Raw genomic sequence first — 21589 nt, forward strand, 5'->3', positions numbered from 1 at the left:
TATTTTTACATTGGAAATACCTTATACAATTGAAAATTTTTCGTAAAAAATGAACAAGCAGCCACAATGAATTGGATGCTTGTTGTCTTGATAAAAATTTGATTGAACTTACTATTTACTAAAATGTTGAATACCGTGTAATAAGACTTCAAGTCCCCAATGGAAACGTTCCATTGACTCCATGTCTCCGGAGAACATCTCCTCTCTTAGGCTGAAAAGAACTGGAAATAGAACTGGGTCAACATTTTGGAAAGTTTCTTTTATATCAGATATTTGCATATTCCCATGCTTTTTCCTAGAAGTATGTTCATATGCTATTGAAGAAACGTATAGTAATAAAAGATCTACTCCCCATGCTGCGGATCTAGAATTAATTCCACCATCCTGCAATGTAGCAAGAATGTATTCTGTCAATTTAAGAAAATTTGTCCCCTTCGGAATAGACGTGAAAGTAAGTTCAGCGATACCAGGCTCTTCGTATAGTAATAAGAAATATGCACTTAGTGTTCCAATCAAATTTTCCTTCCATGAGTCTTGCTTTGGTTCGGGTAATACCAATTGACCAAGGCCATAGTCCAATACTAATGAACTTAATTCTTGAAAATTTTTAACATAAACATACAATGATGATGGACCAGTATCCAGTTCTTTTGCGACCTTACGCATGCTCATACCTGCAATACCCTGCTCTTTAAGTAATTCATATGCAGTTTTTACGATAAGTTCATGACTTAAAGGTTCTTTAGCTGGACGATCCCTGCGACTAATGATTTTTCGATGTGAATTTTCCATAATTACTTTATATCATGGTCAAATATATTAGTAAATATATTAAAGATTTTCAAGTTCAATATTGTATTGCTCATGGAATGAATTCATTAATTCTGCAAGCTTAGCAGCTGCATCATCAGAGAAACTTAACTCTAGATTATCATGTGACTCCTGTGCTTTTTCTGATGAATAAGCATACATTTTTTCTTCGTATTCCTCAATCGCACTGGCAAAATCGTTATTTTTGATGATTGCAAGAGCCAGATTCAATGCATCAAACATCGCCAAGTTAACGCCTTCACCTGCAAATGGTGACATTACATGAGCTGCATCTCCAATCAAAGTAACACCAGGATTACGTTTCCACTTAAAATGAATTGGTAGCATATAAATTCGTCTTTGTATGATTGAATCTTCCGCATAATGAATGTATTTCTTTAGGTCTTCATCCCAGTCATTAAATAACTCTAATAATTTAGCTTTCGCTTCTAAAGGCTTATCTGTAGAAATACCATTTTTTTCTGGCCAGTCTTTTTCAACTTTCAAACTAGCGTATACTTTAATTCTCCCATCCCCATTTAGTTGAGCAAGAATTCCCTTGTTATCACCTAAAGCGAACACTTTACCACGTCTGTTGAATTCGAATAAATCCGGATGATTCTCAGCTACATTTAGTATATTAAGTTCAAAGAAAGTTAGATCTGTATACTCAATATCGGTATTTGTTAGCAAAGGACGGACACGTGAAAATGCCCCATCTGCTCCAACAAGACCATGAACTGTATCCACAAATCCGTTTTCAAAGTGAAGTTGTGTCCTACCGTTTTCAATTGAAATGGCTTTTTCTAACTTATATCCATATTTAATGCAGCTTGTATCAAGAGCGTTTAAAAGAAGATCACAAAGCACACCTCGATCAATCTCAGGTCGATCCCCTTTTTCATCAGGCGCAGTTATTTCGTCAATAAAACTCTTTCCATCTTTATCTAGAAGACGGAAGTCTTCACCTTCATAACGAGCTATTTCCTGGAACTTCTCGTAAAGACCAGCTTCTTTTAATGCCATTTGTCCCGATTCTTCATGAATATCTAGAGAGCCGCCTCTTTGCTTGTTCATATCAAGTAGTTCTCTTTCATAAATTACAGGTTCCATACCATTTTTTTGTAAAAGTAGAGCAAGTGTTAACCCTCCTGGTCCTCCACCAATAATTGCGATACGTTTTTGTTCTGTAGATAAAGTTGACATTATAAACACTCCTTAATTTTATAATCTATTTTCAGCTTGTAGTTTATTTAACGAACTATTTTCAAGATTTTTAATACATCACTCTACGATGTACCTTAACTCAGCATGATATTGACGTTAGTATTTCAAAAAAGGAAAAGTGAAAGGAATGTGAAACTCAAAACTCTAATGTTTTCCACCTTTTGATTTCTTTTCACTTTTTGAACCTTTTAAAAATAAACTTAACAATAGAGCAGCGATTCCAAAAGCAAAGGTTATCCAAAACGTGTGACCAAAAGCACTACCTACTTGTTCAATAGTGTGTTTCCCAGGAAGATTTTTAATCTGACTTGCAAGATATCCTGTAGTGATAGTTATCCCAAAGGAAGACATAATCTGTTGCATAGAAGTAGTGATTGGCGTTACACGACTTACAAGTTCTTTTGGAGCTGATCTAAGCACATGAGTATTAATTTGCATCATCGTTAATCCTTGGCCGAGGCCTACAAAAGCAAAACTACACATGATAAAGATACTGCTTGAGTGAACATTTATATAAGTCAAGGCAAACAAAGCAGATGATAAAGAAAGCGTTCCAAGAATTGCAACCAAACGTACGCCATATCGGTCAAATAGCTTACCACCTATATTAATTCCAATTGTTGATAGTATTGCCTGTGGAATTACATAAAGACCAGCCTCCATAGGCGATAAACCTTTAACTTGCTGTAAAAATATAGGGAAAAGCAAAATACTTCCGAACAATGCAATTTGGTTCATCCAGGCAAGAATTATTCCGTGAGTAAATGTTCGAGAACGAAATACCCTTAATTCAAGAAGTGGATTTTTTTGTCTAAGCTCATTCCAAACGAATAGCATTAAGGTAATAATCCCTAATCCCAATGATGAAAGAGTCCAATTATTTAGCCAGCCGTTAGTACCTGCTTCATGAACACCAAAGACTAAGGAAGCAAAGGCAATTGGAGCTAAAATAGAACCTAGTACATCTAATTTCATTCCATGACCAGGCTTAGATTCGGGTAGATATTTTTTCGCCATAAAAAATGCAATTACACCAACCGGAAGATTAATAAGAAATATCCAATGCCAATTTATATATTCAATTAGCCAACCAGATAGTAACGGTCCAAGAATTGGTGCTAGCAGCATAGGAAGACCGAGAATTCCCATAATGGAACCCCGCTTCTCAGGAGGAGCAACTTTGAATACCATTGCTATTCCTATTGGAGCTACCATGCCTCCGCCAAGACCTTGGATAATACGAAAAATAATTAACTGTTCTGCAGTTTGGGCAAGTGCACAAAGCATAGATGCTACCACAAAGAGAACAATACTAACGATAAACATTTTCTTTGCTGTAAATCGATCAGAAAACCATCCAGCCAACGGAATGACGGCTGAAAGAGCCAAAGTATAGGCAGTAATTACCCATTGAATTTCACTGAGGCTGACATTAAATGCACTCATTAATTTCGGAACAGCGACATTCATTATCGTACTATCTAAAATTACTAAGAACATACCAAGTGCAACGGATAGTAATACTGGAAGAATTTTTTTTAATGAAAATTCAGTTTGTTGAAGTTTTTGCTGGGTTATCAAACCTCAAACCTCCTTGTTAATTTTATTTTTTAATGTTTGTTCTCTCTCGCACATTAACTCTAACACAACGAACACCGTTCGTAAAGTACGGTGTTCGTTAAAATAAAATTAAATAACTCTGACCGGAAAATATATTTACAAAAAAACACTCTTAAATTGTAAGATTTAAGAGTGTTTTTCACTTTAAATTCTCAAAAATCTTACTATATCAACAAAAATTTTCCTGAAACATTTTTTGTATTTTATACGGTTTTACTGGTAAGTTTAAGTTTTGTTATAGGAAGCATAATCTAAACAAAACAACTATCTTATGCTTCTTGTTACATTTTATTTTTAGAACTATATCTTTGCCGCAAACAAAAAGAAACGTGGTTTAAAGAGATTGAACAAAGATACGGTAGATTAATGGTATTTAACTATTCCATTAGAGCATTTGTAAAAAAGAGGATCTTGAGGAAATCTTAAAGAATGTTAAGAAGACTAATGAATTTCGTTATGAATTAGAGGGAATCCTAAAGCAAGAAAAGATATAATTGTAATCACAAAATGGGCATCAATCAAAACGAATAAAAAGAACAGGTAATTGTTTGTAATCACAATTACCTGTTCTTTATCATTTATATTTACTCTTTATTTTTTAAAATTTCATTAACCTCTTCCACACTTAATTCAGTAGCTTCCGCTATCTTCTCTATAGGTACACCGACATTAATTAAATTGTGAATCATCTCTATCTTAGTTGCTATTCTAGCTTCTTTCGCTGCTTCTTTTGCTGCTTTTTCCGCGGCCTTTTCTTCTGCCGTCTCTATTTCTGATATTCTATCTTTTATTGCCTTTTCTCTCGCTTCATATAAGCGTAAAAAGTCCTTATCGCTACTTAGACGCTCCCAATCCTCTATTGCTTTTTTCAAAACTGGATCTTTTTCCATCGCGATTCCCTCCAGGATTGTAGTTAATTTCTCATCTTCATAAGCAGGAAATAATAATAGCCAACGTGCTAATATATCCTCCCATGGATCCATTCGATCTTCTTGCCATTCTCGAATTACTTTTGGAATCTCAAGAAAGTGCAATTGCATATTCTCTGAAATTATGTGTTTCGATTTTTTGTTCATGACTACACCGACATTATGAAAGTCTTCTTCTCCTGGAAACAGAATGAAATCCACTATATTAATACATATGGTTGGTCTTAATTCTGTATACTTCATCCCCTGAGTCATTTGGGAATAATACATACCAGCCCAGTAGAACAAAGATCGCTCAATCATATCTTTTTTGTCGCGAACCTGTATCTCTATATTTAATTTTATACCATTATTCAGAGTAGCTCGCAAATCTAAAATAGACAATTTATCATCCTTTTGCTCCCTTGGAAGATGCGGATCATCTAAATGCAAAGAAATAATTTCCTCATCTAAAGAGGATTGTAATACCGCATTAAGAAAACCAATGAGTATCTCCTCGTTTCCTTCTACTCCAAACAAGCGCTTGAAAGCAAAATCAACTCGTAAATTCACTAGATTTTTTTTCATAGATGTATTCATATTCTCTTCTACCCTTCTTTTAGTTAATTGGATATAAGAAAAAGATAGAATTAAAAACTCTATCTTTTTCAATCTACCTATTTATGAAAATATCAACCTACTTTATGACTTTCACAATCTCTGAAATACAGGTTTAAATCCCGCTTGCATTGTATCATCCAGCCCCTTACCTTGCGCTGGGTTCCATGCAGCTATGATTACATTATAGCCCACTCGCTTTAACTCTGTCGCAAAATCTATAAGAGCTTTCCTTACTTTTTGATTCTCTACTAAATCCGCATCAAACGCTAAATAGACATTTTCTACACCCATATCCTTTAATACAGGCATAGTAATTCGCCAAGCATTTACACCAGGAATCGCAAGAACCGTTGTTCCTATTTCAGAAAGCTCCTCTTTATTAAATCTCTCTGGAAGCAAATCAGCAACCAGATCTGCTTTCATAGCTCCCTCTGTAATCATTACTGATTTAGTTCGATGAAGAATACCAGAATTCCAATGTTTCAAATGAGAACTCGGTACCGCAACATGCACAGGAAGTGGATTTTCACTACCGCCTGCCCCAGTCCCTTGATTTTTGTTTGCTGATGAGAATACCGATAGGTAAGGTTTTGAAGTTATCTCCACCTTTTCCCCCGGTCCACACCGTACGTGAGACTTTCACCTCATACGGCGTTCCATCGAGTTATATAACTCTGGTTAAATATTATTCCCTACTTAAGATACTTTCTATAGAGTGATGGTTTTGTTACCTAACAGTTTACGTAATGTATTAACTCTTTTTAATTGTATATCTGCTAATTTCAGTTCATTTAATAGTTTTGATATTGTATCTTCCATCTTTGCGTGTATTAATTTATGGACTTTTTTCGTGACAATTATGAGATTTTCGTATTTATCTGTCCCCCCTAAATTTTTTGGGAGTTTATGATGACAATGAATATCTCCACTACTTAGCGCAGTCTTTGTTATGGCACATTTACCTTGTTGTGCTATAAACAAAGAGATACGGTTATCATTGAATTCTATTGTGCTGCCCTGAATATGACTTTTGAACAAGATGGAAATATCTCGACTATTAAATCTCTTCAATTGTGCATGTACTAATTTTCGTCCTTCAATAGTATAGTTGTTGATTTTGGGATTTATTAAATTTGGTATAGCAAATTTAATCCCAGCTAACGGAAATAAAGTGATGCCAGCGATATTTACAATTTTGAAGTTGTAATTACCATATAATTTTTTATATGTTCTGTTTGGTTTTCCATTTTCCTCTATGAGATTTTTAAGCCTGTTGTATTGGATTCGTGATAAAACGTAGGCAACCTTACTTAGAGTTGGATTAACTCTAGTGGCCACTTGGTAATAGTTATGATAACCTATTACTTTTTCGTTGTATCTTTGCACTTCCCTATGCTTATTCTCTTTAGATAATTGAATACTTTTGATATTGTCTTTTAGATTCTTCTTGATTTTAGTAACTGCTTTTCCGCAAATATCACTTACGGCGACATATCCTCTTCTACTTTTAGGTTTCTTAACAACCTTCAGTTTAAATCCAAGGAATTCTGTATATTTCTTTTTCAGATTCGTTATCGATGATTTCTCTTCGCTTATCTCCAAGCCAAGCCTTTCCCTCAACCACTGGTTTGTGGCATAAAATATGCGTTTTGCTTGATTATGAGTTCTGCAAAAGATTTTGAAATCATCGGCGTATCTTACAATATACATCTCTTTTAGTCTTGTAGTTTTCAAGGCTCTAATCTTCTTATTCTGCGCACTATATTCATAGTTACATTTAAATGTCTCCCATTGGGAACTAACCCACCAATCTAGCTCATTCAATGCTAGGTTTGATAGTAATGGTGATAATATGCCACCTTGTGGAACTCCTTTGTTTGGAGTTCCAATTTCGTGGATGTTCGCTTTTAACATTTTCTGTATGATGCAGATAAGTTGTTTGTCCCTGATCCCATTAGCCCATAGTTGTTTAATAAGTTTGTTATGGTTAATGTTATCAAAGAAGCCTTTAATGTCGATATCAACTACATAATGCAAGCCATTTACGTTCATGATGTGTTTAGCCTTAGCTATCGCTTGATGGGCTGTTCGATTTGGTCTAAACCCATAGCTATTATTATGAAATTTGGCTTCTAGAATGGGTTCTAGTACTTGCTTTACACATTGTTGTATGATTCTATCCTCTATTGTTGGTATCCCTAGAGGTCTCTTGTCTCCATTGGTTTTGGGTATCAAGACTCTCTTAACACTGTGGGGTAGGAAGTTATTCAGTCTTCTTTGAATATATTCAATGAACTGTTTGTTATCCTTTTCAGCAAGGTGCATTATGTTGTGCTTGTTGATACCTCTTGTCAAACTACCTTTGTTCTTTTTGATATTTCGGTAAGCTAGTTTGATGTTATCTTCTGATGAGATAATACTTATTATTTCTTTGAATCTTTTTCCATCTCTACTTTGTTTGTATAAAGTATCAAAGGTATATTGCATATCGTAATATTCGTTATTTCTGAGTTTCCTCTTTTTAAGTTCTTTGGTATTCATTGGTCAGCCTCCCCCTTTAAATTTTTAGGAGAAGTGCTTCTATTTGTCCTACTCGAATCCAATGTTTGAATAATATTTTCCTCTGTTGACTTTATAACTCGACTTGGGACTATCCCTCCACTATGTTTCCATAATATCAACGGTACTGTGTCCCTACTCTCACATTAGTAAATGAATTTCGAACAACTTCGTTTGTTGTCATTGTTCTTATATCAACCATTCCGCTAATAGACGTTGAAAGTGAATGTCTAATGCTTTCCTCGTTCCGAATTTTCTAGCTATCCATGCAAACCTTTAGGTCATGACTTTGAGCCTGTAATTTTATACTTTCTTTGTTAAGTATCCCGAATTTCATATATGACAATCTTACTTTTCGGTAAATTACACTCCGAACTGGAGCTCCTATGGTTTCCCAGTAGGCGTATCTATAGACCCTTACATTCGCCATTTCGTCAGTGACCTATTCACATTCTAACCATGGGTTGCTTTTCAGCCCTCCGATTTATCAGTAACCATGATTTATCATTTTAGGTTACCTTCAACCGACTTCACCTAGCTTCATACCAAATTCATCTATTACTGATTTCAGCATGTAGGAGTATTAAGGAAGTAGTTTCAGCTCAACATGACGGCTTTCATTCCTACTTTCGAAAATTCAGTTGTAGATTATCATTCTTTATAACAAAGTTGTTAATCTCTCCATTTTCGTTTTATTAGTGAACCCTATATATTTGGGTTGTTTACTTCAGCTTATATGGAAACGAGTCGCACGCCACAGATACTTTTGTCCTTTATGAATCTTTACAACAATTTGTCCCTCTTGAAATGGAATCTCTACCTTTTTGCTCACTTCTAGTTCGCCTTCAAAGATACAATCACCATCTTTAGTTATCTTTACAACATTAGGCTGTTCGATTAATTCCGCTTGAACTCCAGTAGGTGCCGATTTCACATGAACGGAGTTTTTCACTTCATCCACACGAACCTGCCATCCAACAATTTGATTGTACTGGTTTCGAAAAGGAATCAGTATACCTGGAGATCCTGACATCAAACGAAGAGAAAGTTGACCTTTCCTCATCTCATAAAAACCCGGAACCCCCTGCCAACAGTTTTTATTCCCCATCTGTTTAAATAGCTGCTCCCAAACAGTCGTATACGTATTATCCTCCTCTAGCACAATTTGTTGTTTTAAGAAAGATCGATATTGACGTACTTGTATTTGTTCTTCAGTCATTTTTCTATCTCGTAATAAATGTGTATGATGATGCTCCTGTAATGGTATGAAATCCATTAACTTACGATTAAACACATCTAATTTCTCATTGCTTTTCTTATCATGAATCTGAACTTCATCCGCCTCAGGCAATTGATACTTATCTTTTTCATTTATGTAGTGAATGTAGCTTGGATTTACCGTATTTTTTCCATAAATCCATTTACTTTCTACACGCGTACATGCTACCTTCTCTTGCGAAATATGAAGCATGCAATTACCTGTATCATGACAAATCGGACACGTAACACGGTAAAATTCCCACCAGCTACCTCTTGGATAAGCACTTGTTAAACGAAATTGACCTTTTTGAATGTTATAATTCATTATTCCCCACTCCTTGTATACTGTTTATTATATATGGAATTACTACTTCCGTTAAACTCTTTATACTCCTATTCAGATATTCTCTTTGTTCTCCTAACGGATATACAAAAGAATATGTATCACAAACTAAATAATCATTTCTATGTTCTTGATCTAGCAAAGCTGATTCTACATATGCTTCAAATGCTCTAGCAAACATCTCATGATTTGTAGACCAATACTTTTTAGTTCTCTTCTTATCTAACTGAATGGCTGTATCAAAGTATACAGACCCCTTCACTTGATAGGGTATTTCACTAAGTTTTTCACCTGTTTTTTTATAATGATATGCAGCTAACATTTGTGCGGTTTTCTCAAATTCTTTTTCAATTTCACGCTCCATACGCGTCTTTGTTGCTCCTGATAAAGTATCAAGCTTCCTACACAAACTAGTATGATGTGATTCTAAAATATTTGAAATATTTCCTTTAAACACATCATAACTATCGATAACACCACCATAGAAATACCACTTTCTACTGTAGGCATTTTCCACGTTGATGACTCTGGCCACTTTTCCTTGTTTACAAGCATCTAACACAGCTTGTATCTTTTCCTTGATAATAGCAGGCAAAATATTTCCGATACTCTTCCCACTTGATAGGAAAGCAAGACTACCATTTTTAAAATCATGACTACAATCATATAAGAAATGATCCAGTGAATGTCCCCATTCATGACACAATGCCCCGACTCCATTATCACGAGTTAAATTAATGACTTTGGTAGAAGGTTCATAATGCGCTAATGCATTGCCGCTTCCTCTCGCACCAATTGCAAGCCCTAAGCGTCCTCCTAGCCCTATATACTCAGGTGGAATCCCCAATATACGGGCTACATCATGTAACGCCTCAGATACATGCTCAATATGTTCTTTTGCATATTGTTCGGTGCAATAATGTCCAAATTGCATTCCCTTCAATCCAAACATAGTAACTACGTCTTCAGGTTTGGTAGCAAATTCTACTTCTGGTCCTTTTCTTTGGAGGGTATCTGGCAGTTTCCTACTCCAAGCAGCTGCGGATTTCTTACGAGTCGTAACCTTTTTCGCAAGTAAATCATTCCATGTTAGTTCATGTGATACACGAAGGTATGTAGAATTAATACTTTTTGAATTTGTACAAAGTGATATGAATTTCTTTCCTAATATTAATAACTCCATACCATCTGCATCAACAAACTCATCAAAATATTCTTCTACCATTCTTTTAAATGTGTATGTGACATTCTTATCTTTTTTAAATGCATACCAACCGTTTTGCATTTCCTTACCGTAAGAACCAACATGATCTATCCATTGTTCTGAGGTATGTATTAACTGTATATCATGCCATATTCTTCTACATGCTTGCACATACAGTTTCCTTGCAGTCGGTGTATCTACAATTGGCTTCTTATCAATCCTGCCCACTAGTAATTGCTTTAGCTTTGCAACACGTGCCGGGATATCATTTTCTTTTTCTAGTTCAAAAGAAAATGGAATCAATGTATTTCGATCCAATGTATTGAGCGCTTCTACTGGAGATTCTTTTTCAATTTCCGCTAAAACATCTAAAGAAAATGATACTAAAAATGATTCTTTTAAGGCTCGTAGCTCTTTCTTAGCTCCTACTAATTTCTCACCAACATCATAGCTGTATCGATTGCGAACTTGTTTATCTGTCCTCACATCTTGTACCATTATGTTTTCTCTTACCTCTAAATCAAAAAGTTCAAATAAATCCATGCTAAAATCCTCCTTATTAAAATAAAAAGACAGAAATTCATAGTCGTTTTAACTACGGATTTCTGTCTTTTCCTCTGCCTGTATACTTTCAAACGTTTTTGCAAATTACTCATTAAGATACACTCACACCTGTTAAAGAGAATAGATCTTCTTTTGTGGGGTTAAGTGCCTGTAACCAACTATCTACCGTTAGAAAGTTTACTTTTTTTAATTGCTCGCCTTTCTCCGCACGCTTAACCACCTCTAAACCTCCATGGTGATGTACAATCATTGTAAGATCATTTTTCTTGAAAATACAATCTTCATCAGTAGAGTTTATATGATGACTACGTAAAATTGGCTTCCATTTCTTTAGGGAATACCCTTCCATTTCTAAGAAACCGCGGATCGCAGTAAAGCGATAACTTGTCCCCCTGAAACATCGCTCCAATAAAAAAAGGAAATCTCGTATACATCCATTGAAATAGACATGATACAAATAGATTTCCCCTGCTTGTTTGGCTGCTCGCTGTGACAAGTTTGATGGTTTAATGGAAAACTGATAACAATCTCGTTCCCAAAATGCTCCTTCCTTTGTAACTCTCATTCGTAATGCACGCAAATTTGGCATAAAATCATCTGGATGTGCAGAACAAAATATAGATACTTCATAACTCATTTTCATTTAAGGTTCCCCCTGGTTATATATTTATTATTTTTCTACTTCACAACAATTGATTACTTTACACTTAGAATAGATAACTCAAAAATATGAAGAAAAAGTAATACTCGATAAAGCCACGGCAAATGTTTTTCTCCATAATACATGTAAAGTTCTTTCGTTTCCCTTCTATAAGCAAATTGAACACCTAAGTGTGTAGGAAGTTTTGATATGTCCTCCATTTCAATGTTTTGAATGATCTCAATAACGGTATGGGGGGACTCCTTTAATAATTTCTTCAATGGTTCAAGAGAAATATTAAATAATCTACTACACTCCTTAGTACGCTCTTTGTTATATTTAATAATTCTGGCCAATTCTTCTACAGTCGGATCAAATAAAGGATTTGTAACCTCTACATACTCAAACATTACTGTTTCTAATGTACAATCCATTTTGTTAATAATATAAAGACCCCATTCCTTAAACGCATCTTCTAACGTACATGGATAGCCATACACCTCTAAACAGTACTTCCTTTCAAATGGAAAATAACAATCTTCTTCACAATCATGGTTTAAAATTGGTAAAAAAATCGTATTGTAATACTCATCAGAGTTGATGTGTAAGGCTGTCATTTTATCTGCGATATAATCTTCTGTATCATAGCTAATGCTAGAATCACGCTCTCGAATTGGTTTAGTAACTTCATTCCTCTGAAAAATTTTTATTATCTCGTCTAATGATAGTAATGGTTTATCTAGTGTAATGGCATGTTCGTATTTCATTATAATGATCCCCTTCCAAAGCAAAAAAGCACAAATCTTGTGTTTTTCTCACAGTGTTTTTTATTTGTATACCTAAATCTAAATACCTTTTACAAGTGATTCCTAACTTGAAAACAACACAAAAAGGGCTCCTTCAAGTCGATTAAAAATGTGCATAGCAAAATAAGCTATATATACACTAATCGGCTCAAAGAAGCCCTTTCAAAAATGAAACAAGACGCAACTTGCTTCTACAACTCAACCACAACACAATAAGGTGTGGGAATAAACGGAATCAATTAAACATTAAATATATATTTATATTAATCAATTCGCATCTAAATTTCAATAACTTTATATTTTATCACAAAATTGAACTTATTTATTTTATTTTTTTCGAAAATTATGTATAATAAAATTATCCTACACGAGATATTGAGTCATATCTCATTCGTCATTTAATAAGGCCTATATAAAAAATAAGGCCTTATTTTTTATTCTTCCTTTATTTACTATTAACTAAATCCAATTCGTGTTACAATCAGAACAAACACACGTTCTTTAGAGGAGGATTTTCATGTTTAAAATGTTCAAAAAGGACCCAAAAAATGAAGAAACAGCTATTTTGGTAACTAAAGATTCATTTGATATTTTCTTATTTCCTACTAGCCATGAGGAGCAATACCATTTAGTAATAGAAAACTTCCACGTAGGTTACAATCACTTTTTACTATTCGTTGATAGAAAAAATCATGCATTGCACATTTATGATGACCTTTATACTATTGTTGGCGGAACAAGTGCTATTAACCTAATTAGCGAATATTTAATTGAAAAACTGTACGAATTATTGCATTTAAAAGACTATAAAAATGCAAAAGTACTAATTTACTTCCCTGAGAATCATAAAGATTCCGGTTTAGTATCTTATGGTTACCAATCAAAACAGGATGATTTTGATTTCGGACTTGATATCAGTGAAATAACTAAACATGAAGCATATTTAGAACTAGCTAAAAAAAATGCATAGTTCATTGAGCTGTATAAATTAATAAAAAGACAAAAGTTATGTACTTTTGTCTTTTTATTTTAACGCAATCCATTCGTAGCTTTCCCACTCTTTTGGTTTCTTATCATATTTGATACGACCAGTCGTACAGAATGATGCAATCATCCATTGTATGAGATTCATTTTTGCATACGGATCAACACAATCCTCTAATTTTTTCAATTGATAACCTGTACTATTTTTCTGCCAAATTGTATATAAACGAAAGTGTGTTGTCGTAACAAGTCTAGCTTTTGTTATAACTTGCCATTTTGCAATTTTCGTTAAATCCTCTTTGACTTTTCTATCATACTCTTGTTTTATGACTTTATAACTCTTATCTTTATTAATTAATCCATTAGAGAATCCAAAAGGCATTTGATGCACCTCATAAACAGCTCCTTCTTCATCTCCTAAAATATTTGATTCTACTAGAAATATATTTTTTAGTTTTAATTGTTCCGTTAATTCTTTTCCGCTCCGATAAAATGGCTTCTTTATCTTCTGCAACAAGATAACCTGCACAATTAATCCAATAAGTAACGGATACGCTAATACAAACACCATATGAATAAACATATTTGCAATAAGCACCCCTACTAGTACGAATATCGTGAAATAAATATATGTTTCTCTTTGATGAATAATTCTACTATTCAAGCTAACATACCTCCGTTTTGATAGATAGTGAACGAAATATACACCATTGCCCCTAGTAAAATAGAACAAGCCCCAGGAAAGCTCTGTATCAGCTTTATTTCTTTCTTTGGTAGTTTTGCCCCAAATATAGAAGCAGCATGCTCCAATTGGTCTTTAATCGCTCCCACAAACCCTAAAATTTTAATTAATCGATACACACTAGCAATCCAAAAGAATAGCAAATGGAAAGCTGTTAATGTAATGGCAGTAAGCATAGCCGATTCTTCTACTACATTGCTAATATATAAAGCTACCACCACAAGCATCTTGGTATCACCAGGTGAAGAGAATTTAAATGTCTCTAGCAATAAACCACACGCTAAGGCCATGACTAGTACAATTGCAATCTCTTTCCCTGTTCTTATTCCGGCAAGGTACGTAATTCCTATCCCTAATATTAAGAATAGTAGATGCCACATATTCTTTGTTTTTCTATATTTCAAATCAGTAAATACATTTAGGAACATGTAACTTAGTAATAATCCCACAATATACAGACCCATTTTCTTTACTCCCCTCTTAATTTCATAAAAAATGCTGTGTAAAAAAGGGAACCACTTTTAGAGTAGCCCCCTCGTTTATTTTTACATTTATTTTTTATTCCAAGAATCAATATCTGCATTGCTTGATGCTTTTGTGAATCGTGCCAGGATCGTATCATAGCCACCTTGGATTGCCTTCCATACAAATGGGCCAATGACTAATACGATAATTACCGCCAGAGCGATTAACATACCGTTTTCTGATGATAACTGTGAATCCTCATTTTTTAACCAACTTTTCATCTTTGCTAACATTTCATTTCGTCTCCTTTATATAGCGATTTTAAGAATCTATTAAAATTAGAACTTATCTATTTAAATCTTTAATTACTTATTCCAAGAATTTACGTCTGCATTGCTTGATGCTTTTGTGAATCTTGCCAGGATCGTATCATAACCACCTTGGATTGCTTTCCATACAAACGGGCCGATGACTAATACGATAATGACCGCTAAAGCAATTAACATACCGTTTTCTGATGATAACTGTGAATCCTCATTTTTTAACCAACTCTTCATTTTTGCTAACATGATTGAATCTCCCTTATCCATTTATTTGAGCTATACGTAATAAACATCGTTCATTTAAAACTTCTATTACTTGTTCCAAGAATTCACATCTGCATTGCTTGATGCTTTTGTAAATCGAGCTAGAATTGAGTCATAACCACCTTGGATTGCTTTCCATACAAACGGGCCAATTACTAATACGATAATCACCGCCAAGGCGATTAACATACCATTTTCTGATGATAATTGTGAGTCTTCATTTCTTAACCAATTCTTCATTTTCGTTAACATGTATTTTGCTCCTTTACCTATTCCATTTTTGATAATGTCTTCTATAAACTTGCAAATCCTTGCATTAAAGATTGAATCACAATCACCATTGGATAAATTACAATACATCCAATAACTGCGACGTTAAATTTATTCATTTCCATTGGTTTATTTTGAATGAGACGGTTATAGTTCTCATGTTTTAACTCACGCATCATTTTAATCTGTGCGTCCATAATACGAAGACTTTGTACCTTGTCCGTTTTTTGCGCTTGTTGCAACGCAATCGTAAAGGTGTTTACTTCTGGACTATTTAAAGCAGCAGCAAAGTTTCGAAATGGTTGATCCGAGCCCGCATACATTTCTAACTCCGCAGTGAGTGTAGATACATACGGACGAAGATGTCTTCCAGCATATATCTCTGCCTTTTTTACTGCTTCTAATGTTGTATGTGTTTTTAACAGCTGCAGCATAGGTATTAGATACTCTGGTAATTCAAACTTCCTAGCTTCTATGGCCTGCTTGATTCTTCTCTTTAATAGATAATCAGGATAGAAATAAAGCAGTGGTGAAATCAAAACTCCCACTTTAAATAAGTAGTAATCATGGAACACCGTACATATCAAGAAAACAGAGGTGAAAATGATGGGATATGCTACCTTCATCTTTAAATATTCTTCTGGTTTCGTATCCAGGCCAGCTTCTTCTAATTTTTTCTGAATCTGCTCTTTCTTTTCTTCTGTCAGGTACTTATGTGATAACGACTGGAAGGGCGCGAGCATCATCTGATTTAAATTCTTCTTTTCAATTCGTTTTGCATTTTCTACATAGTTCGTAAGTAAGCTACCGCTGTCTTTTTTACTTTGTAGAAAGGTAGAGAATACCCAGTACATGACAACGAATACCACTACAACTAAAATCGTAGCCACCTTATTCCCCTCTTTCTGTTGGGTTATAATTTGCAATCTTTTCTACACGGGTTGCTAAGAAAAAGACAATGAACATATTTACCGCTAATGCGATTTTACCCATCATAGAACCTGCTAAAAATCCATATGCTTCTTTTGACATCAACATAATCACAATCGGCATGGCAATAACGATTAAGCAGTTCTGTACAAAAGCACGTTGTGCTTGCGACAAACTAGAACGTAACCTTGCCAGGTATAGCTTTTGTTTTTCGAAATCTTCTGCAATATCCAGTAAGACTTGCACCGAATTTGCACCACCTTCTCGGCTACACACTTCCAACATTTCATGAAAGAATACCAATTCTCTAAAGTTAAACGTTTCATTGAATCCTCTAAATGCACGATGCATTGTGGTTCCACCTTCTAATAAAAGAGAAACTTTCTCTATTTCTTCTTGAATGCTTTCATGCATCATTGGCTTCACCTGAACTAACACCCGTTTTGCATTGTTACTAATTTGAAGTGCATTTGCAACTGCCTTCATATAAATAGAAAGACGGTCTATGACAACCAAGTAGTAACGTTTTTTTCTTCGATAAAGAAGAAATCTTGGAACTAAAAAGCCGCATAAAACGGTAATCAGTGTATAAGGATCTTGTCCAAATGAAAAATAGAACACCGCTGCAACACTCATCCCAGAAAGAATCGTATATATCCAGTACATACTCTTCGTCAATTTCCATTCGTACTTTTGAGCTTCTTGGATAACGGATTGCGGTAGATACATTCGTATGCCTTTAATATTTCTTAATTCCAAGCGCCTTTCTTCTTTCTCATTTTCATGTACAAATTGGGAAAGAGCAGAACCCTTAGATTTTGAAAAAAGTAAAACGAGCAATCCTACACTGATAAAGATTAAAAATATACATCCATAAGCCAACAAACTATGCATACTGCACCTCCTGTTGTGAAAGGAATGGCGCATAAAGAGCTGGATTTACAGTAGAAGAACGGAATTTCTTCTCCATTTCGGCTGACATTTTTGCTGTAATGATATGATCTCCATGAATCTTCCCTACTCTCTCATTCATTTCATCGTATTCCTCACCCGATGGAATAAATTGAGAAAGCTGATTGAACTGTATATCGCCTTGATAATCCAACAATTCAATCATCTCTGTAATATAGCGATTCCCATCATCTTTCTTTTCTAAAAAGACAATCACATCAAATGTCTGAGAAATTAATTCATATAAATACTGAGCATCGATATTCGCACCACTCTGCAGACACATGAGCATTAAACGTCTAACTGCTTCTTTTGCACTTCTTGCATGGACAGAGGTAAAGCCAGGATGTCCTGTTTGGAAGAAGTTAATCATTTTCAATGCTTCTTTCCCCCTCGATTCCCCTACAATTAAACGTTTTGGTCCTTGACGTAAAGCATTTGTTAACAACCTATCAAAATCGATTACATTTTCTTCAACTTCGGATGCCCTACACTGCATCGGAACAAAATGATGTTCCGGAAAAATGCGATGCAAATATAATTCAGGGTTATCTTCTACTACAAGAGTACGTTCTTTTTTCTTTCCTTTCGGAATGTGAGAGGCAAGATATTTCATAAACTCTGATTTTCCGGTACCTGTAGCTCCAGCAACTAGAATATTCATTTTGGCTTTCACAGCTGCGGCCAAAAAGTTCAGCATTTCTTTTGATGCTTGATTGGTAGTTAACATACGTTCTTCAGAGGCACGGAGGTGATCTGCATTCTTACGAACCGTTATTGTTGTTCCAAGTCCCCCAAGTTCATCTAACGCAATATTGATACGGATATACGGAAACACGCAGTCAACATATGGCTTTGCTGTATTTAATGACTCTGATGTACTGTTTACCATCTTATAAGCCAGAGCTTTCACTTCTTCTTCCGTCTCAAATCGGTAAGGGAAGGTACATTCTCCCTCTCCAATTTTTTCGTAAATGATTTCTTTTGTGCCATTGATATAAATATCGGTGACATCCTGATCTTCTTTTAAAGGTTCTATAATCCCAAACCCCACAATATCGTCACACACCATATTTAGTAACTGTTCAGAAGGTACCTCTGAAATGACGACTTGATTGCTTAATAGAAAGCTTTTAACAATTTGTTCTACAGCTGTTCTCTTTTCTTTATTCATAAAAGATTCACTTAAGATATCACGATGGTCTTTCACCAAAAATGCACGAATTTCATCCGTTATATCTTTTATTTGCTGAGCTGTAGTTGTACCTAACTTTCGAGCTGTTTTGGCACGAATCCTATAACCAAAATGATATAAATCCACTCGATTGCGCTTTAAGGCGACTTGTTTTTCCTGTACATAGCCCCACATACTCCTTGTCCCCCCTTTTAACTTCGTAAACCAAAGAGACCCTTTTTCATAGAGGATGTATGCTGAGATGGAATATTAAGACCAGCTACTTCCATAATGTGATGGACCTTTGTATTAATTTGCGGGGAACCAAATTGCATCCCCCATTCATAACTCGTACGATCCCTGTCATACGGAATTGTCACCGCAATTTTTTGGGAAGAAAGCTTTTCAATATCTTCTACATAATTCTCATCTGCCATATTTAGCACATGAATCATTTGAGGTAATGTTAACTTTGCATCTTCTATTAGTTGTAATTCACGTTTGATAGCTAATGCACCACGAGGATTGCCATTTAGCACATGAACAACAAGGTCTGCTTGGTATAGGATTGGATAACTCAACACCTCCGATAGTTCAGTCGGCACCGATAGAATGATATAATCGTATTCTGTGTCTACAAGTGATTCAATAAATGTCGTTACAAACAATTCTTTGTTTTGAATCTCAGGGAATTGAGCTAGGTTATATCCTGATGGAAATACAAGAAAATCCATCTTATCGTGTAATTTTTGTATCAACCTTGGATTTACTTTTTTCTCTAGTAAATCTTGCTTCGTACAAATATACTGCAAGAGATTGTATTCATTTTCTTTTCTTACAAGCTCTAACATGTTTTTACTCTCATGGCTAAGACCAGTTCCAACCGCAAAACTTGGTCTTACCTGGTCCGCTTCTACATAAAGCACCTTTTTCCCTAGATGAGCTAACTCATTTGCCATCGTAATACTTAACGTACTTTTTCCTACGTTTTCGTTTGTGGCATAAAAGGCAATGATTCTTACTTGCCGATCCATCTTAAAAACTCCTCTCTTACTTAGATTCGTTCAGATACTGCGCTACATACTCTTTTACGTTTTTAGATATGGGATTGGTCGAATACTTCTCTACATAGTCTAAAATGTTCTTTTGATCAGATATTTGCGAGAATCCTTCAGCAGGTTCTAGTTCTTTCCCTGTTTGTTCTACTTTTTGTCCAACTGCAACTGGAATGACATCTCCAAGCGTTTTCGCACGGTTTAGATATTGAAGTTGTTCAGGTGAAACAGCCAGTGTATATAATCGCGTTACTTTTGGCTTTTGTTTTCCTTCTTGTTCCTCTTTTGATTCTTTCTTTTCTAACACAAATGCATCTTCTGTATTGCTATCTTTTGCAGCCGTAACACGTACACGTTGGAACAGACCACCAAAAACAACCTTCTCATTGTCTCCTTCTTTCACAACTTGTTTGAAATACAAGTCCACATACGTATTTGGGATAATACTATTCCCTGAACTTGTTTCCAAATCAACGAGTAACGGGAAAGCAACTTCTCCATCTTTCAAATTTAAAATAGCAGAGTCCGGTAACTCTTCTTTCTTTACTACTTTGTTTTTAAAGAGATAGCTATTTTCTGTAATGGGCTGCCCATCATTTGTCCACTTACCTACAACCTCTTTTTTATTTACACGTAATGCATTTGGTGGAATGGCATCACCAGGTAATGTTCGTTCCACTAGCATGTCTTCTTTAATCTCTGTATGTGCAGGTATATCCTTTGCGGCTACAACGATCTTTGTTGGTTTTACTGCATTTTCGACTGCAAAATGATTGTATCCATAGATACCCGCTACTGTTGCAGCGGCTAGACCTACCGCAACAATCTGCTTCTTTTGAAACTTAGATGGCTTCAATGTTTGTATTCCTCCTTATGTAGCCTTTAAACGCAAAAAAAGGACACACCTATGGCATAATGCGCCTTAGGTGTGTCCTTTTAGCTAATCTAAAGTCTATATGAAAATGTTGGATTTGATTTCTTTAATATTACAATTTCAATATTATGATATATAGAGTTTCATGTCAATCATTTCTAAAAAAAATATTATTTTTACCATTTCAAATCTCTGATCCCAAAACTTGAAAAACCTTAAAAACGTTGTCATATCAAGGTTTTTAAGCTATTAACCCAACTATAAATATGGTATAATGAATATAACGTAACTGAATATTTCAGGGTGGTCGGTTGCTATCCTTTCTCTTTCATTTTATGGAGAAAGGAGGTGATCGAATGGATATACTTTTCACGATAGCAATTGAGATACTGAAAGTAATTGCTAGAGAAGTCGCTGTATTTTTTGCAAAACGAGTAGGTAAATACCTATCAACGTCTTGGAAGCAAATACAAAAAAAGCGACGAAAAACGAAAAGAACCACCCACAATGCCGGCAAGCGTTTGAAGGGTGATTCTAAGAAAAAATAAACTCTTTTTTAGCAACCATCCACCTTGCGGTAGCAGTTACATAAGACGAAGTGTTACCAGCACTTCGTCTTCTTTAGTTTATGCAAAAACTATTGTTATAATACTTCTACACATATTATAACATCAACTATAGTACATGTCATGTATATTCATCTACTATAGTTAATGAAACAAAGCAAAGTACTTTTAATACGAAATCAATTTCGTTCCTGTTTCAAAATACTTTGCAGGAGCATAGCTTTTCCCATTCCGATCTTGAAATTCGTTTCCAATGTAAAGCGATGCAATCATTGCAACAATCCCCATAATAATTACACGTCTAACACGTTGTTTCTTCTTTTTATCCACTCTAATTTCCCCTTTCTATGAAAAAAAAAGGCACATCCCATTAAGGAATGTGCCTTTGGTTTATCCATTCAGCTACTAGTTAAGATGGATATATTATTT

Annotated in this window: 21 protein-coding genes and 3 pseudogenes; 3 read left to right on the forward strand and 21 right to left on the reverse strand. The window is 34.9% G+C overall.

Annotated features, from left to right (window positions below; genetic code table 11):
* Positions 1-111 precede the first annotated feature (111 nt).
* The 3 genes from QCI79_RS29625 to QCI79_RS29635 all read right to left on the reverse strand — a co-directional run bounded on the left by QCI79_RS29625 (position 112) and on the right by QCI79_RS29635 (position 3618).
* A complete protein-coding gene (locus QCI79_RS29625; protein ID WP_021728122.1) occupies positions 112-792 on the reverse strand; it encodes a TetR/AcrR family transcriptional regulator in 681 nt (226 codons plus the stop codon).
* A 39-nt stretch (positions 793-831) separates the two neighbouring features.
* Positions 832-2016: an FAD-dependent oxidoreductase gene (locus tag QCI79_RS29630; RefSeq protein WP_021728123.1), complete on the reverse strand. Its 1185-nt coding sequence runs from the start codon at positions 2014-2016 to the stop codon at positions 832-834.
* Positions 2017-2181: 165 nt separating this feature from the next.
* Positions 2182-3618, reverse strand: coding sequence for an MDR family MFS transporter (locus QCI79_RS29635; RefSeq protein ID WP_021728124.1), 1437 nt, complete (start codon positions 3616-3618; stop codon positions 2182-2184).
* Between the two features lie 324 nt (positions 3619-3942).
* Between QCI79_RS29635 and QCI79_RS29640 the strand changes: the two are divergent.
* Positions 3943-4151 (forward strand): annotated as a pseudogene (locus tag QCI79_RS29640) (hypothetical protein).
* 90 nt (positions 4152-4241) lie between these two features.
* On the opposite strand, the gene QCI79_RS29645 reads toward QCI79_RS29640, so the two are convergent.
* The 7 genes and pseudogenes from QCI79_RS29645 to QCI79_RS29675 all read right to left on the reverse strand — a co-directional run bounded on the left by QCI79_RS29645 (position 4242) and on the right by QCI79_RS29675 (position 12523).
* A complete protein-coding gene (locus QCI79_RS29645) occupies positions 4242-5165 on the reverse strand; it encodes an Rpn family recombination-promoting nuclease/putative transposase (protein WP_021728125.1) in 924 nt (307 codons plus the stop codon).
* A gap of 111 nt (positions 5166-5276) precedes the next feature.
* Positions 5277-5756, reverse strand: a pseudogene (locus tag QCI79_RS29650) (DUF3854 domain-containing protein); the annotation flags it as partial.
* Positions 5757-5894: 138 nt separating this feature from the next.
* Complete coding sequence (gene ltrA / locus QCI79_RS29655; RefSeq protein ID WP_021728127.1) at positions 5895-7727, reverse strand: group II intron reverse transcriptase/maturase; 1833 nt, start codon at positions 7725-7727, stop codon at positions 5895-5897.
* 772 nt (positions 7728-8499) lie between these two features.
* Positions 8500-9330, reverse strand: a pseudogene (locus QCI79_RS29660) (DUF3854 domain-containing protein); the annotation flags it as partial.
* The gene (locus QCI79_RS29665; protein ID WP_021728129.1) at positions 9320-11095 is read right to left on the reverse strand and encodes an LPD1 domain-containing protein; all 1776 of its coding nucleotides are present in this window, start codon (positions 11093-11095) and stop codon (positions 9320-9322) included. The gene QCI79_RS29665 and the pseudogene QCI79_RS29660, both read right to left, overlap by 11 nt.
* A 112-nt stretch (positions 11096-11207) precedes the next feature.
* Complete coding sequence (locus QCI79_RS29670) at positions 11208-11759, reverse strand: hypothetical protein (RefSeq protein WP_093998153.1); 552 nt, start codon at positions 11757-11759, stop codon at positions 11208-11210.
* A gap of 53 nt (positions 11760-11812) precedes the next feature.
* The gene (locus QCI79_RS29675) at positions 11813-12523 is read right to left on the reverse strand and encodes a hypothetical protein (protein WP_071700038.1); all 711 of its coding nucleotides are present in this window, start codon (positions 12521-12523) and stop codon (positions 11813-11815) included.
* 556 nt (positions 12524-13079) lie between these two features.
* On the opposite strand from QCI79_RS29675, the gene QCI79_RS29680 reads away from it, so the two are divergent.
* Complete coding sequence (locus QCI79_RS29680) at positions 13080-13532, forward strand: hypothetical protein (protein ID WP_093998154.1); 453 nt, start codon at positions 13080-13082, stop codon at positions 13530-13532.
* Positions 13533-13586: 54 nt separating this feature from the next.
* Here the strand turns inward: QCI79_RS29680 and QCI79_RS29685 are convergent, their stop codons facing one another.
* From QCI79_RS29685 to cpaB, 10 genes are all read right to left on the reverse strand, one after another.
* Positions 13587-14210 (reverse strand): hypothetical protein, encoded by a 624-nt coding sequence (locus tag QCI79_RS29685; protein WP_209291801.1) that lies wholly within the window; start codon positions 14208-14210, stop codon positions 13587-13589.
* The gene (locus QCI79_RS29690) at positions 14207-14752 is read right to left on the reverse strand and encodes a hypothetical protein (RefSeq protein WP_061885142.1); all 546 of its coding nucleotides are present in this window, start codon (positions 14750-14752) and stop codon (positions 14207-14209) included. Before QCI79_RS29690 ends, QCI79_RS29685 begins: the two co-directional genes overlap by 4 nt.
* 87 nt (positions 14753-14839) lie before the next feature.
* Positions 14840-15046 carry a hypothetical protein gene (locus tag QCI79_RS29695; protein WP_000879959.1) on the reverse strand — a complete coding sequence of 69 codons (207 nt, stop codon included), beginning with the start codon at positions 15044-15046 and terminating at the stop codon, positions 14840-14842.
* A gap of 72 nt (positions 15047-15118) precedes the next feature.
* Complete coding sequence (locus tag QCI79_RS29700) at positions 15119-15322, reverse strand: hypothetical protein (protein WP_000879962.1); 204 nt, start codon at positions 15320-15322, stop codon at positions 15119-15121.
* 66 nt (positions 15323-15388) lie between these two features.
* Positions 15389-15592 (reverse strand): hypothetical protein, encoded by a 204-nt coding sequence (locus QCI79_RS29705; protein ID WP_000956363.1) that lies wholly within the window; start codon positions 15590-15592, stop codon positions 15389-15391.
* 41 nt (positions 15593-15633) lie between these two features.
* Positions 15634-16500, reverse strand: coding sequence for a hypothetical protein (locus QCI79_RS29710; protein ID WP_003319455.1), 867 nt, complete (start codon positions 16498-16500; stop codon positions 15634-15636).
* A 1-nt stretch (position 16501) separates the two neighbouring features.
* Entirely contained in the window at positions 16502-17434 is a 933-nt protein-coding gene (locus tag QCI79_RS29715; RefSeq protein WP_071700042.1) for a type II secretion system F family protein, read from the reverse strand.
* Positions 17427-18860, reverse strand: a complete 1434-nt coding sequence (locus QCI79_RS29720) for a TadA family conjugal transfer-associated ATPase (RefSeq protein ID WP_093998172.1) — start codon at positions 18858-18860, stop codon at positions 17427-17429. Before QCI79_RS29720 ends, QCI79_RS29715 begins: the two co-directional genes overlap by 8 nt.
* A 17-nt stretch (positions 18861-18877) precedes the next feature.
* Complete coding sequence (locus QCI79_RS29725; protein WP_021728075.1) at positions 18878-19699, reverse strand: AAA family ATPase; 822 nt, start codon at positions 19697-19699, stop codon at positions 18878-18880.
* 16 nt (positions 19700-19715) lie between these two features.
* Entirely contained in the window at positions 19716-20576 is an 861-nt protein-coding gene (cpaB, locus tag QCI79_RS29730; RefSeq protein WP_050062468.1) for a Flp pilus assembly protein CpaB, read from the reverse strand.
* A 374-nt stretch (positions 20577-20950) separates the two neighbouring features.
* Here cpaB and QCI79_RS29735 point away from each other — a divergent pair, with 374 nt between their 5' ends.
* Positions 20951-21142 carry a hypothetical protein gene (locus tag QCI79_RS29735; protein WP_000353181.1) on the forward strand — a complete coding sequence of 64 codons (192 nt, stop codon included), beginning with the start codon at positions 20951-20953 and terminating at the stop codon, positions 21140-21142.
* A gap of 186 nt (positions 21143-21328) precedes the next feature.
* Here QCI79_RS29735 and QCI79_RS29740 read toward each other — a convergent pair whose 3' ends face one another.
* Positions 21329-21490, reverse strand: a complete 162-nt coding sequence (locus QCI79_RS29740; RefSeq protein WP_021728198.1) for a hypothetical protein — start codon at positions 21488-21490, stop codon at positions 21329-21331.
* Positions 21491-21589: the final 99 nt, after the last annotated feature.

The organism is Bacillus cereus group sp. MG1, assembly GCF_040460035.1.
GTDB classification, from domain to species: domain Bacteria; phylum Bacillota; class Bacilli; order Bacillales; family Bacillaceae_G; genus Bacillus_A; species Bacillus_A cereus.